Annotated in this window: 10 protein-coding genes; 4 read left to right on the top strand and 6 right to left on the bottom strand. The window is 32.4% G+C overall.

The features are described 5' to 3' along the window. Positions 1 to 39: 39 nt before the first annotated feature. The 6 genes from BMW63_RS06440 to tsaD form a co-directional block, all read right to left on the bottom strand. Positions 40 to 990, bottom strand: coding sequence for a zinc metalloprotease (locus BMW63_RS06440; protein WP_074722425.1), 951 nt, complete (start codon positions 988 to 990; stop codon positions 40 to 42). Between the two features lie 730 nt (positions 991 to 1,720). Further along, on the bottom strand, positions 1,721 to 2,668 hold the full coding sequence (locus BMW63_RS06435; protein ID WP_074722423.1) for a zinc metalloprotease: 948 nt from the start codon (positions 2,666 to 2,668) through the stop codon (positions 1,721 to 1,723). Positions 2,669 to 3,259: 591 nt separating this feature from the next. Then, complete coding sequence (locus BMW63_RS06430; RefSeq protein ID WP_074722421.1) at positions 3,260 to 4,207, bottom strand: zinc metalloprotease; 948 nt, start codon at positions 4,205 to 4,207, stop codon at positions 3,260 to 3,262. 447 nt (positions 4,208 to 4,654) lie between these two features. Beyond that, positions 4,655 to 5,293, bottom strand: coding sequence for a DUF4159 domain-containing protein (locus BMW63_RS06425; protein WP_074722419.1), 639 nt, complete (start codon positions 5,291 to 5,293; stop codon positions 4,655 to 4,657). A gap of 81 nt (positions 5,294 to 5,374) precedes the next feature. Beyond that, positions 5,375 to 6,082, bottom strand: coding sequence for a 16S rRNA (uracil(1498)-N(3))-methyltransferase (locus BMW63_RS06420; protein ID WP_074722417.1), 708 nt, complete (start codon positions 6,080 to 6,082; stop codon positions 5,375 to 5,377). A gap of 3 nt (positions 6,083 to 6,085) precedes the next feature. Continuing rightward, positions 6,086 to 7,108, bottom strand: coding sequence for a tRNA (adenosine(37)-N6)-threonylcarbamoyltransferase complex transferase subunit TsaD (gene tsaD, locus BMW63_RS06415; RefSeq protein WP_074722415.1), 1,023 nt, complete (start codon positions 7,106 to 7,108; stop codon positions 6,086 to 6,088). Between the two features lie 205 nt (positions 7,109 to 7,313). Between tsaD and BMW63_RS06410 the strand changes: the two genes are divergently transcribed. The 4 genes from BMW63_RS06410 to BMW63_RS06395 all read left to right on the top strand — a co-directional run bounded on the left by BMW63_RS06410 (position 7,314) and on the right by BMW63_RS06395 (position 15,451). Next, positions 7,314 to 11,747 (top strand): translocation/assembly module TamB domain-containing protein, encoded by a 4,434-nt coding sequence (locus BMW63_RS06410; RefSeq protein WP_245744902.1) that lies wholly within the window; start codon positions 7,314 to 7,316, stop codon positions 11,745 to 11,747. Positions 11,748 to 12,399: 652 nt separating this feature from the next. Then, positions 12,400 to 13,386 carry a 6-phosphofructokinase gene (gene pfkA / locus BMW63_RS06405; RefSeq protein WP_074722411.1) on the top strand — a complete coding sequence of 329 codons (987 nt, stop codon included), beginning with the start codon at positions 12,400 to 12,402 and terminating at the stop codon, positions 13,384 to 13,386. 80 nt (positions 13,387 to 13,466) lie between these two features. Next, a complete protein-coding gene (gene gap / locus BMW63_RS06400) occupies positions 13,467 to 14,471 on the top strand; it encodes a type I glyceraldehyde-3-phosphate dehydrogenase (RefSeq protein ID WP_074722409.1) in 1,005 nt (334 codons plus the stop codon). A gap of 128 nt (positions 14,472 to 14,599) precedes the next feature. Beyond that, positions 14,600 to 15,451 (top strand): N-acetylglucosamine kinase, encoded by an 852-nt coding sequence (locus BMW63_RS06395; RefSeq protein WP_074722407.1) that lies wholly within the window; start codon positions 14,600 to 14,602, stop codon positions 15,449 to 15,451. Positions 15,452 to 15,490: the final 39 nt, after the last annotated feature.

The following is a 15,490-nucleotide window of genomic DNA, read 5'->3' as shown; positions in this document are numbered from 1 at the left end:
ACAAGTAGCGAGTTTTAGTATTCTTATTTTTAGTAAGGGTTAGATTCCGAAAGCTGCTCTTGCACCACCTGAAACAAATATGGCATCCATTCTTGATTTTTGTCCATTTGTAAACATATACATACCTGGATCGTCAGTATAATCCATATAGTTCATAGTCATTTCTACTGGAGTTCCAGAACAAGTACTGTAATGTGGGTAAGCTGGTACGCCATAGTTTGCAGAATCGTGAGTAGGAGTGTCAGAAACTAAATCGCTTCCACAATTTGCATCTCCCCATATGTGACGTAGGTTCAACCAGTGTCCCACTTCATGAGTAGCAGTTCTTCCTAAATTGTAAGGTGCATTAGTAGATCCGGAAAGACCAAAATATTTAGAGTCGATTGCAACACCATCAGTAGAGCTTTTTCCTCCAGGAAATTGTGCATATCCTAGGATACCTCCACCGATAGTACAAACCCACATATTTAATTTAGTGTCTGGAGAAGTTGCATCAATACCACCTCTTTTTCCATTTTTCATTGTGTCTCTTGTTCCCCAAGAAGATTTTTTAGTTGATTTTCTATTGACAGTTTCTAGAACAAAGCTGATTCCAACATTTGCTTTATCTCCAGAGAATAATGCAGGTACTGAATTGTAATCAGAATTTCCAGCATTGAAATCATCATTTAAAACATCAATTTGAGATTGAATCTGTGCATCGGAAATGTTTTCTTCAGCAGTTCGGTATAGTACGTTTACTACAACAGGAATTTCAACTTTACCATTCACTAAACGACCTGTTAACATCGCATTTTGAGTAAAGGCTTCAATTTGGTTCATTCGAATTGCCAATGTAGGGTCAGCAGCTAATTGGGCGGCTAATACTTCCTGAGATGCACAACCACGCTGGGCAATTGCATTTGTTGTCGAATTTGCAGATTCTGTTTGGTCATTTTGACACGAAAAAAGCATCAGGAATGCCGCGGCGGATAAAATAATTTTCTTCATAATAAAGTTGTTATAAAAAATTGGTTTTGGTTAATAATATAACAATTTTATAACAATTTATTTAAAAAAACAAATTATTGACAATGAAAATATAATTTTTTGTTAAAAATTGTGGTTTTAAGGAGGTTTGTTTTGTGAAATCAACCTAATATAAATTCTCTTTTTTGAAAATCCTTCTAATTTCAATTGCAACTAGTTACTACTATTATTTAATATTTAAATCGGGCTACTGTTTTTTTTAATAACTGTATTTAAGCAGTTTAGTATCTTTTTTTAGAAATAGCATCATTATACTAACTATCTTTTTTCTATGCTTTTAAACTTAAAAGTTGATCTTGTGTTGAAGACTTAAATTGATTTCCTGCTGCATGGAGGTTTTTATAAAATAAATTTATCGATTATATTGCAGTTTTAACTATTTGTAATACTAACTTCATTTAATATAATTTTTGAGTGACTGGATTTTAGTTCTATTTTCTAAGTATTAATAGTAGTGTTGAAAAAGTAGTTAAGGCTTTTTTTTTGAAATATTCGAACAAATGTAAAAATAGATATATAGTTTTTTTTTTTTAGAAAGGAAGAATTCAGTGCTATAGCGTTATATTATGTCGGGAATTAATAGGCGTACGAGATAATAAACCCAGTCTATTAATCTGATTGGATATTTAGTAAAAAAAAAACTCGCTAACAAGTAGCGAGTTTTAGTATTCTTATTTTTTTAAATTTAAATTTAGATTCCGAAACCGGCTCTTGCACCACCAGAAACAAATATGGCATCCATTCTTGCTTTTTGTCCGTTAGTAAACATATACATTCCTCTGTCGTCTGTGTAATCCATATAGTTCATTGTCATTTCTACTGGAGTACCAGTACAAGTACTATAATGAGGATAAGCTGGAACACCATAGTTTGCAGTGTCATGTGTAGGAGTATCTGAAACTAAATCACTCCCACAAGTAGCATCTCCCCAAATGTGACGTAAGTTCATCCAGTGACCTACTTCGTGTGTAGCAGTTCTTCCTAAGTTATAAACTCCAGAAACTGTACCAGTGCGTCCAAACGCATTGTTATCAATTACAACTCCATCAGTTGCAGAGGATCCTCCAGGGAATTGTGCATATCCAAGAATACCACCACCTAAATTACAAGACCACATGTTTAATACTGTTGTAGGCGAAGTAGGTGCGATTCCTTTGTTAGCTGTTTTCATAGCATCATTAGTAGAAAAGGAAGTTGTTCTTGTTGATTTTCTTACTATGTTTTGTAGTACAAATGTAATTCCAACATTTGCTTTTACTCCAGAGAATAAAGCAGGAACACTTCCGAAGTCAGCGTTAGTTCCAGTAAAATCTTCATTTAATACATCAATTTGAGATTGTATTTGAGCATCGGAGATGTTTTCAGCTGCTGTTTTGTATAAAACATTTACAACAACTGGGATTTCAACTTTTCCGTTCACTAAACGACCTGTTAACATTGCCTTTTGAGTAAATGCTTCAATTTGATTCATTCTTATTGCTAAAGTGGGATCTGCTGCTAATTGAGCAGCAAGCACTTCTTGTGAAGCACAACCACGATGAGCAATTGCATTTGTTGCCGGGGTACCTGATTCTGTTTGATCATTTTGACAAGAAAAAAGCAACATAACAGTCATTGCGGATAAAATAAGTTTTTTCATAATAATAGTAGGTTTTGTTTGTTAAATATGTTTTTGGTTAATTATGTCGCAATTTTATAACATTATTATTTATAAAAAAAATAAATTTAAAAAATAAATTAACAATAATTTAAGAATCCTTATTTGACGCGCTTTACAGTAAATTCACTCTTAAACAAAAAATTAAAAAAATAGGATATAGCTTTCATTTCTGTAATCAATTTTTGCTAAAATTGCTTTTATTATATAGGAAATAAGATCATCAAAATAAGAAATAATTAATCACCTATTGAGTTTCATTTACTTTATAATCTCATAAGAGACATATATTGGGATAAAAAAAGAGAAAATTTATACGTTACAAAAGTTAATATGCTGTTTTAATCGGAGTTGTTTCCTGTTTTTTTAATAATACTAAAAAGAAATATTTAATTGTAATAGCAACTTAATACTTGAAATATAATGTTTTGTTTAAGAAGTACTTACGTTTTTTTGCTTTTTATCGAGGCCTTTTTTATTCAATTTACTATGATTGAGTGCGGAAATGTATTTTATTTTAAAAAAAAACTCGCTAACAAGTAGCGAGTTTTACTATTTTTATTTTGTTGCAATTTAGATTCCGAAAGAAGCTCTTGCACCACCAGAAACAAAAAGTGCTGCCGCTCTAGATTTTTGTCCTGCAGTAAACATATACATACCTCTATCGTCTGTGTAATCCATATAGTTCATTGTCATTTCTACTGGGGTTCCAGTACAAGTAGAATAATGAGGGTATGCCGGTACGCCGTAATTAGCGTCATTGTGCGTCGGTGTGTCAGAAACTAAATCGCTTCCACATGTAGCATCTCCCCAAATATGACGCAAGTTCATCCAGTGACCCACTTCGTGTGTAGCTGTTCTTCCTAAGTTGTAAACGCCAGAAACTGTACCAGTACGACCAAATGCATTATTGTCTATTACAACTCCGTCAGTAGCAGAAGCTCCTCCAGGGAATTGTGCATATCCAAGAATACCACCTCCTAAATTACATGACCACATGTTCAATACCGTTGTAGGTGTAGTAGGTGCGATACCTTTGCTAGAAGTTTTCATAGCATCATTTGTAGAAAATGAGGTTGTAGTTGTTGATTTTCTAACTACGTTTTGTAAAACAAAAGTAATCCCAACATTTGCTTTTACTCCAGAGAATAATGATGGTACGCTTCCATAATCTGAATTTGTTGCATTGAAGTCTTCGTTTAATACGTCAATTTGAGATTGAATTTGAGCTGTACTAATGTTTTCAGCTGAAGTTCTGTACAACACGTTTACAACAACAGGGATTTGAACTTTCCCATTTACAAGTCGACCTGATAATATCGCATTTTGAGTGAAATCTTCAATTTTGTTCATTTTTAGTGCCAAAGTTGGGTCAGCGGCTAGCTGGGCAGCAAGCACTTCTTGTGAAGCACAGCCACGAGTAGCAATAGCATTGGTTGTTGGTGCGCTTGATTCTGTTTGATCATTTTGACAAGAAAAAAGCAACATAAGTGCCATTGCAGATAAAAGAATTTTTTTCATAATAAATGTAGGTTTTGTTAATTAAATATGTTTTTTGTTAATTATACCGCAATTTTATAACAAAAAGATTTATAAAAAAAATATTTATAAAAAATAAATTAGCAATAATTTAAGAGGTCGTATTTGGCGCGGTTTGGAGTGAAATTACCGATAAATAAAAAAATAGAAATGAAAGATATAGATTACATTTATATATTTTTTATTCTTAAAATTGCTTCTATTTATTTTTTTTAAATAGGTTAATTGGAGTGTTTTTAGCGAAGAGAAATAACGACGTAACCATATTATGTTTGTCACTTAATAGATGAAGAGTAAAATTCTTTTCAGTTCCATTCTCTTTTCTTGTGGAAAGTGAAAAAAATTTCTGAAATAGATAGATTTTCAATTAGGATCTATGATGAATTGGTTTTTATGAAATTGGTTTTTTTACGTAGTTATGTAAATGTGTTAATTATTAAAAATGTAGCTTATAATGTTTGCACCCATTTTTAATGCCTTTTCACGGATAGCTACTGGATCGTTATGAACCTCGGGATCTTCCCATCCATCACCTAAATCACATTCGAAAGTATAAAGGAGTACCAGTCTATTTTCTACAAAAATACCATAGGCCTGCGGACGTTTTCCTTCGTGTTCATGAATTTTGGGTAGTCCACCAGAAAAAAGAAAGGGTTTTTGAAAAATAATGTGATTAGCGGGTATTTCTATAAGTGGATTATTTGGAAATATTTTTCTTATTTCTTTTCTAATGTATTGATCCATTCCATAATTATCATCAATATGGAGAAAACCTCCGGCGCTCATATATTTATTTAAATTACTAACTTCAGCATCACTGAAAGTAACATTTCCGTGCCCAGTCATATGAATAAAAGGATAAGAAAATAAATCAGGGCTGCCTGGTTCTACGGTCGCTGGTTTTAGCTTTATGCTTGTGTTAATAGTAGCATTGCAGTATTTAATAAGGTTAGGTAACGAAGTGGGGTTAGCGTACCAATCACCACCTCCATTATATTTTACTAAAGCAATTTCTTGAGAAAAGGCGGAGATTGAGATCAACAGCAAAAATATATATATTCTTTTCATATGCTACTATGTATTGTTTTTAGTCATCAGTAATTTACTAATTGCCGCAAATGCTTTGGTAATTACACCTTATCCAAAATTTTATTCTTCATTAAAAAAGGCAATACTATGACAGGCAACCATCGCAGCAGTTTCTGTTCTTAACCTCGTATTTCCTAAAGATACAGGAACATATTGACTATCAATTGCCATTGTGATTTCCTTTTCAGAAAAATCACCTTCAGGACCTATCAGTATAGTGATGCTTTCATTTGGTTTTAAAACCGATTTTAATGTTTTTTTATCTGTATCCTCGCAGTGCGCTATTAACTGCAGGCCGTCATTTTTATGTTTTAGAAACTCTTTCAAAGAAATAGCTTCATTTAATTTAGGAAGATATAACGCGTTAGATTGTTTCATAGCGGTCAATATGATTTTGTCAAATCTCTCATTATTGATTACTTTTCGTTCAGAGCGGTCGCATATAATAGGTGTAATTTCATGAATTCCTATTTCAGTCGCTTTCTCAAGAAACCATTCGTAGCGGTCATTCATTTTTGTAGGTGCAACGGCTAGGTGCAAATGGTATTTTGATTTTGGTTTTTTTTCGAAAGAAATAATTTTTACTGTACACTTACTGTCAGAAGCCAGGGTGATTTCAGTTTCGAATAAATAACCTTCACCATTTGTTACAAATAATATATCGGTATCTTTTTTTCGTAATACTTTTATAATGTGTTTGCTTTCTTCTTTGTCAAAAGAAAAGGTTTCAGTAGTTGCGTCTATATTTGGGTTGTAAAATAATTGCATAATTTAGAATTGTATTCGTGCTTTAGAAACTACTGCAGCAGTTTCAAATTGTTGTGATAAAAATTTTTGATAACCCACAATTCCAATCATTGCAGCATTATCGGTAGTATATTCAAATTTCGGAACAAATGTTTTCCAACCGTATTTTTGTTCTGTATCTTTGATTGCTGTTCTAATTCCAGAATTAGCAGACACACCACCGCCTATGGCGATTTGATTGATTCCGGTTTCTTTTACAGCTAATTTTAATTTATCCATTAAGATTTCGACAATTGTATATTGTATGGAGGCGCAAATATCATTTATATTTTCAGCAATAAAGTTGGGATTCTCTAATTTTTTCTTTTGTACAAAATATAATATGGCTGTTTTTAAACCTGAAAAACTAAAGTTCAATCCAGGAACTTTAGGTTTGGTAAAGGCAAATGCCTTCGGATTTCCTAGTTGAGCGAGCTTATCTACCAAAGGACCGCCGGGATAAGGGAGGCCCAATATTTTTGCACTTTTATCAAAGGCCTCACCTACAGCATCGTCTGTAGTTTCACCAATAATTGTCATGTCAAAAAAGTCATTCACTTGTACGATTTGAGTATGTCCGCCACTGATGGTTAAAGCCAAAAAGGGGAAGTTAGGTTTTTCAAATCCTTCTTCATCTATAAAGTGCGCTAGAATATGAGCGTGCATGTGATTTACTGATACAAGCGGAATTCCTAAGGCTAAAGCCATTGATTTGGCAAAAGAACTCCCTACAAGAAGTGATCCCATTAATCCGGGACCTTGAGTAAATGCTATTGCTGACAATTGTTCTTTGCTAATGTTTGCTTGACGAAGTGCCGCATCTATAACTGGAACAATGTTCTGTTGGTGCGCGCGCGAAGCTAATTCTGGTACGACGCCACCATATTGGGCGTGAATTAGTTGATTTGCAACAACATTTGACAGTACTTTGTCGTTATGTAAAACGGCCGCTGCCGTGTCATCACAGGAACTTTCGATAGCAAGAATAAAAACCTCGGAATTTTGCATAAAAAGGCACAAATTTTTGAATTATATTTACAAACCGATTTTATTTTTTATAATTTTACGGCGCAGCCAAAATTAAAGAATTTTTATTAAAGGTGCCGCTCTTTCCGTGGGCAAAATAATATTTTAGGTTAAAAATAAAACAATAATAGGTATCAAAAAATTCATTAAAATATTTTTCCGCTTCATTCTGGGACTAGTTGTGCTTTTGCTGTTGCTCGGTATTGCACTTTCGATACCCTATGTACAGACAAAAATTGCGCAGCATTTTACAAATAGCATTAATAAAGACTTTGGAACAAATATTTCAATTGACGCGGTGCGTTTGTCTGTATTTGGAGGTGTGAAATTCAAAAATGTTGTGATATTGGATCATCATAAAGATACTTTGATTTTCTCTAAAATTGTAAACACTAATATACTTGAAGGGAAAAAAATTCTTGATGGCGATTTGATTTTTGGAGATGTTAGACTTGATGGTTTGTTATTTAAAATTAAATTATACAAAAATGAAGAGCAAACTAATTTAGATCAGTTTATAAATGCCTTCGAAAGTGGTAAGCCCTCCACAAGAAAATTTTTATTAAAAGTTGATAACGCCTATGTTACCGATGCTCATTTTAGTGTTATCGATGAAAATAAAACAAATCCAGTTGATGTTAATTTCACAAAACTAAACACTACGCTTAGTGAATTTTTACTTTATGGTCCTGATTTAAAGACCAACATAGTTAAAATGTCTTTTCTGGATCATCGTGGTTTGTATGTTGCAAATATGAGTTCTAACTTTACTTATTCTAAAAAGAAAATCCAATTTGGTAACCTTGATTTGACTACTAAAGAATCAAAATTTAAGGCTAATGTAATTTTAAATTACAAACCCGGTGATTTTTCACATTTTACTGACAAAGTGAACTTTGATGTTAAAATCAAACCATCTCAAATTGCCACTAACGATATTAGACATTTTTATAATGAATTAGGTAAAAACCAATTTTTTAAAATAAATGCTGATATAAAAGGGCCCTTAAATAAGTTGAACATCAGAAATCTAAATTTAGCTGATTCAAAGGATACTCGGATTGATGGTTCAATACTATTTAAAAATCTATTTGGTGACGCTAATCAGAAATTTTATATGGATGGACAGTTTGCCAGGATTATAAGTAGTTATGATAATTTGGTAACAATACTTCCAAATGTTTTGGGGAAGAAATTACCAGCAGAACTAAAAAAATTAGGGAGGTTCACTATAGTTGGTAATTCACAGTTAAGCGTCACTGCTATCGATGCTGATTTCACCATGGTCTCAGATTTAGGGAAAGTAAAATCATTCTTCAGTATGAAAAGCATTGATTTTATTGACAAAGCTTCTTATATCGGTAATGTTGTTTTGGAAGATTTTGATTTAGGAACTTTGCTTGACCGAAAAGATTTGGGGAAGATCACAATGAACATTGACGTAGATGGTAAAGGTTTCACTGAAAAATATCTAAACACAGCGTTAAAAGGGGATGTCTCTAAAATAGATTTTAATAATTATACCTATACTAATTTAGTAGTTAACGGTAACTTTAAAGCGCCTAATTATAAAGGTCAGATTTCGATAAACGACCCAAATCTGAGTATGAACTTTGATGGTTTATTAGATTTAACCAATAAAGAAAATAAATATGATTTTCATATTAATGTAGAAAATGCAGATTTAAACAAGCTGAAATTTGTTAAAGATTCGACTTCTGTATTTAAGGGAGATGTAGTTGTTCAGGTTACTGGAAATTCAATTGAAAATTTACAAGGAAACGTCTACATAAAAGAGACTTCCTATCAAAATGGAAAAGACATCTATAAATTTGATGATTTTAATATCTCTTCTAGCTTTGATGTAGAAAGGGTTCGTACGATTACGGTGAACTCTCCTGATATTATTGAAGGTGAAATTATAGGGAAATTTCAGTTTAGCGAACTTGGGAATTTGGTTAAGAACTCATTAGGAAGTTTGTACACTAATTTTAAACCCAACAAAGTTAGTAAAGGACAGTTCTTGAAGTTTGACTTTACGATTTACAATAAAATTATCGAATTGTTGTATCCTGAAATTGCTATTGGGTCTAATACCGTTGTAAAAGGAAATATCAAATCAGATACGCAAGAATTTAAACTAAAATTTAATTCACCACAAATCATCGCTTCAAAAAATACATTTGATAATATCAGAGTATCAATTGACAATAAAAATCCGCTTTATAATGCCTATATTGAACTAGATAGTATAAAAACTAAACATTATAAAATTCGCGATTTTAGTCTTATCAATGTAACAATGAAAGACACACTATTCTTTAGGTCAGAATTTAAAGGCGGACCAAAAGGAGAAGATTATTTTAATCTGAATTTATACCATACTATTAATAAGGACAACGATAATGTTGTAGGATTAAGTAAGTCCGAAATGAAATTTAAGGATTATCTGTGGTTTTTAAATGAAGAAGAAACTCCTAATAACCAAATTGTTTTTGACAAGTCATTTAAAAACTTTAAGATAGACGATATTATTTTATCGCATGAAGAACAAGCTATATCACTAAAAGGAACTATAAAAGACAATACAAACAAGGATTTACAACTAAGCTTTAAGGATGTTGATCTCAACAAAATTACACCAGAAGACAATAAGTTTGTTTTTGAAGGAAATATAAATGGAGATATTATTTTTAAACAAAATAACGCTGTTTACAAGCCCACAGCTTCATTGATTGTTGACCATTTAAATATAAATAAAAAGGATTTAGGCGATTTAAAATTTGATATCGAGGGAGATCAAAATCTGGAAAAATTTACAATAAATTCTTATTTAGAAAATGAAAATTTTGAATCGTTTAATGCGTTTGGTAATTTCCAAATAATAGATAAAGAGACGGTTGTAGACATGAAACTAAAATTTGCTAAATTTGATTTAGGAATTTTAAGTTCACTAGGAGGAGATGTAATTTCAAATATAAGAGGACTAGTTAGTGGAAACGCTACGATTCAAGGTAATTTGAAAAAACCTGCAATTAATGGACGTTTGTATGTTGAAAAGACGGGTCTGACAATTCCTTATTTGAATGTAGATTATGAATTAAATGACAGATCGATAGTCGATCTGGTTGGTCAAAAATTCTTGTTTAGGAATAATGCATTGACTGATTCTAAATTTGGAACAAAGGGAACTTTAAACGGGAGTATCGAGCATAATAATTTTGGAGATTGGAGACTAGATTTGGCGGTAAATACTAAAAGATTTCTTGTTCTAAATACTGTAGATAAAGAGGACGCAGCGTATTACGGCACTGCATTTATTGATGGTAATGCGACCATAAAAGGGCCGACGAATGGTTTATTCATTAAAGTAGAAGCAAAATCAGAGAAGGGTACTGAGATCAAAATTCCGATTAATTATGCAGAAAGTGTCAGTGATAATTCTTTTGTCCATTTTTTAACAGCCAAGGAGAAGTACAACATCCAGATGGGAATCGCTGAGGATACTAGGAACTATAAAGGACTGGAATTAGAGTTTGATCTTGATATTACAGATGATGCAGAAGTGGAAGTAATTTTAGATCGGAATTCAGGACATGGAATAAAAGGAAAGGGTTTTGGATCCTTGCTTTTTAAGATCAATACTTTAGGAAAATTCAATATGTGGGGAGATTTCCAGGCATATGAAGGTTCTTATAATTTTAAATATGGTGGATTAATAGACAAGAAATTCGATGTTAAGAAAGGTGGATCTATTTCTTGGGAAGGTAATCCAATGAAAGCGCAACTGAATCTGGAAGCCGTTTATAAGACGATTGCAAATCCAGCTGTATTATTAGAGAATTCCTCCTTTAATAGAAAAGTTCCGGTAGAGGTAGTTATCGGGATTCGCGGCGATTTAGCCAGTCCAGAACCTGATTTCAATATTGAATTTCCTACAGTTAGTAGTGTATTAAAATCAGAGATTCAATACAAATTAAATGATAAAGACGTTAGACAAACGCAAGCACTTTATTTATTGTCAACAGGGGGATTTTTAAGTCCTGAGGGAGTAAGTCAATCTGATTTTTCGGGAAGTTTGTTTGAAACGGCATCAAGTTTACTGGGTGGTATCATAAAGTCTGATAATGAAAAGTTCAAAGTGGGACTTAATTACATTTCTGCAGACCGAAGAATTGGGAAGGAAACTGACGGAAGATTTGTCGCAACGATTTCATCAAAAGTAAATGAAAGAATCACAATTAATGGAAAAGTAGGTGTGCCATTCGGAGGGATTAATGAGTCGGCGATAGTAGGGGATTTAGAAATTCAATACAGAGTAAATGAGGACGGAACTCTTAATTTGCGTTTGTTTAATCGTGAAAATGATATTAATTACATTGGACAAGGTATTGGATATACTCAAGGAGTAGGGGTGACTTATGAAGTCGATTTTGATACATTTAGAGAATTAGTTAATAAGATATTAAAAAACCATAAGTTAGGAGTTGAAAATACTAATACTGTAGAATATCAGGATTCTAATTTGGCTCCTGAATATATTAATTTTTCTAAACCCAAGAGGCCTAAAACTGAAACTCCAAAGAAAAGAATAGAAGCAACAATTCCCGAGGAGGATTAGGTATTTCTAATATATTCCTATCGTCAAACAAATCTATTTTTTCCTTCGCTACCAATGTAATATAAGGTGTCCTTATTAGACGCTGCATCTTATTTAAATTTTAAGATAGTTATGTTGCTGCTTGTCCTATCAGACAGGCACTATTGAGGACTCCTGTTTCTTTAGACATGTTGTAAACGAAAAAAAATGTAGTACTGTCTTTTTATCAGTCACAATAAGACTTGAAACAAGCTATTCAAGATGTTTGCTTCGTCTTTTAAACCCCTTTTAGCCATGGATTAAATTGCTTAACAGATCATAATCTGTGAGAAGCTGTGTACTATATAGCAAGTTTTTAGCAGTACAGGCTTTCAAGATACTAAACTAAAACGTTGAGATTTAAGACAAAATTTATATCTAAAAAAATGCATTAGAAATGTTTTAGAGCCGTTTTCTGTTTATGATTATAAAGCCACTATTTCCGCTAAATAATAGTTAATCAGCAAATAATATTTAAATAATTTAACTTTTATTAAAAAAACCAGCGTTTTTTATAGTTTTTCGAAAACTTATTAACGAAAACGTTTGAATTTAGTATAGTTGACTAATTTAATAAAAACATAACGTAAAAAGTGCGTTTTGTTTGTTAAATTTACGCTTTAATACTTAAATAATGCCAAAAAAAATAAAAAAAGTCGGTGTTCTTACGTCGGGTGGAGATTCACCTGGAATGAATGCTGCGATTCGATCAGTTGTTCGAACTTGTGCTTATCATAATATAGAATGTATAGGAATTTATAGAGGGTATCAGGGAATGATTGAAGGGGACTTCAAAGAAATGGGAGCTCGTAGTGTGAATAACATAGTAAATAAAGGAGGAACAGTTTTAAAATCAGCTCGTTCTCTTGAATTCAAAACTCCAGAAGGAAGAAAAAAAGCACATGACCATCTTGTAAAAGCTGGAATAGATGCTTTAGTAGTAATTGGTGGAGATGGAACCTTTACAGGAGGAATGATATTTAATGCCGAGTTTGATTTTCCAGTGATGGGTATTCCAGGAACTATTGATAACGACATATTCGGTACTAGTCATACATTAGGTTATGACACTGCTTTGAATACAGTAGTGGAAGTAATAGATAAAATTAGAGATACTGCAAGTTCACATAACAGATTGTTTTTTGTGGAAGTTATGGGAAGAGATGCAGGACATATTGCTTTGAATGCTGGTATTGGAGCAGGAGCAGAGGAAATTCTTATTCCAGAAGAAAATTTAGGATTAGACCGATTATTGGAATCTTTGCAAAAAAGTAAAGCTTCAGGGAAATCATCTAGTATCGTTGTGATTGCAGAAGGGGATAAAATTGGTAAAAATGTATTCGAATTAAAAGATTACGTTGAAGCAAATCTACCTGAATATGATGTAAGAGTTTCTGTTTTAGGCCATATGCAGCGTGGTGGTTCGCCATCTTGTTTTGATAGGGTTCTAGCCAGTAGATTAGGGGTAAAAGCGGTAGAATCACTATTGGAAGGAAAATCAAATTATATGGTTGGATTACAAAATGATACTGTTACGCTAACACCATTGGAACAAGCCATAAAAGGAAAGACAGAAATAGACAGAGAGTTACTTAGAGTCTCTGATATTATGTCGACATAAATAAAAGAATGAAGTTTATTGTGAGGAAATTAGACTTTAAAATGAAAGTTACAGAAAAATAAACAAAAAAATTAATTAAGATGTCAAAAGTAAAATTAGGAATAAACGGTTTTGGAAGAATTGGAAGAATTGTTTTTAGAGAATCATTTAACAGAGATAATGTAGAAGTTGTAGCAATAAACGATTTATTAGACGTAGATCATTTAGCTTACTTATTAAAATACGATTCAGTTCACGGACGTTTTGCTGGGAAAGTTGAAGTGATAGACGGAAAACTTTTTGTAAACGATAAAAATATCAGAATTACAGCTGAAAGAGAACCAGCAAATTTGAAATGGAACGAAGTTGATGTAGATGTTGTTGCTGAATGTACTGGATTCTTTACAACTAAAGAAACTGCAAATGCACACATCATTGGTGGAGCTAAGAAAGTAATTATTTCTGCACCATCTGCTGATGCGCCAATGTTTGTTATGGGAGTAAATCACGAAAGTGCTAAAGCTTCTGACTTAGTTGTTTCTAATGCTTCTTGTACAACAAACTGTCTAGCTCCGTTGGCTAAAGTTATTAATGATAATTTTGGAATAGTTGAAGCTTTAATGACTACTGTTCATGCTACTACTTCAACTCAGATGACTACTGATGGACCATCTAAAAAAGACTGGAGAGGTGGTCGTGCTGCATCTTGTAATATAATTCCTTCTTCAACTGGAGCTGCAAAAGCTGTTGGAAAAGTAATTCCTGAATTAAACGGAAAACTTACTGGTATGGCTTTCCGCGTTCCTACTACCGATGTTTCTGTAGTTGATTTAACAGTAAAAGTTGCAAAAGAAACTTCATACGAAGAGGTAATGGCGGTTTTGAAACTAGCTTCAGAAACTACTATGAAAGGAGTAATGGGTTACACAGAAGATCTTGTAGTTTCTCAAGATTTCGTGTCAGACTCAAGAACTTCTATTGTTGATGCAAATGCTGGAATTGGGTTAAATTCTACTTTCTTTAAAATTATATCTTGGTACGATAATGAATATGGGTATTCTAGCAAATTGATTGATTTATCAGTTCATATTGCAGGATTAAAATAGTAATGCATTTGATGAAATCCCGTTTTTAATTTTTAAACGGGATTTTTTTTATTTTTATAGATTAATAATAGTAAACCAAATCTTTATTAGATTTAGAAGAAAGAGGAGATAACCAAAAACCAAAAGAAATGAGATTATTAGTTGATAGTGGTTCTACAAAAGCCGATTGGATTGCAATAGACGATGATGGAAAAGTATTGTTTACCACGCAAACATTGGGATTAAATCCTGAAATTCTTCAAAACGAACAAATTATTGAACGTTTAAATGACCGTTTTGATATTGTTCAAAGTAAAAAAACGGCTACGCATTTGTTTTTTTATGGAGCAGGTTGTGGAACAGATAAGATGAAATTGACGTTATCACAAGCTTTTCAAAGTTATTTTACTAATGCAATTGTTTCGGTTGAAGAAGATACTTATGCCGCGGTTTATGCAACTACCCCTAAAGGTGAAAAGGCAATTGTTTCTATTCTAGGAACAGGTTCTAATTGTAGTTATTTTGATGGTAAAGAATTGCATCAAAAAGTACAGTCACTAGGATACATTATTATGGATGATTGTAGTGGAAATGTTTTTGGGAAAGAATTACTAAGAAAGTATTATTTTAATAAGATGCCAAAAGAATTGGCAGTTGAATTTGCGAAAGAATATAATGTAGATCCAGATTTTATTAAAAGTAAGTTATATAAAGAAGACAATCCCAATGCTTATTTAGCCACTTTTGCAAAGTTTTTAATTCAACATAAAGAAACAGAGTTCTGCAGGAAGATTATCTTTAAAGGAATGAAGTCTTTTGTAAAAAACTACATTAAACAATATGATAATTGCAAAGAAGTACCAGTACATTTTGTAGGTTCTATTGCTTTCTATTTAAAAGAGGAGTTACAACAGACATTTGATAAATATGAATTGCAATTAGGTAATGTGCTTAGAAGACCTATAGATGGACTGATAGCCTATCATATTGCAAATAAATAAGGAAGTTCCAAAAATAAAATTCCAATATCTAATATTGGA

The organism is Flavobacterium frigoris (assembly GCF_900111075.1).
GTDB classification, from domain to species: domain Bacteria; phylum Bacteroidota; class Bacteroidia; order Flavobacteriales; family Flavobacteriaceae; genus Flavobacterium; species Flavobacterium frigoris.
This window is presented reverse-complemented; position numbering and strand designations above follow the sequence as displayed.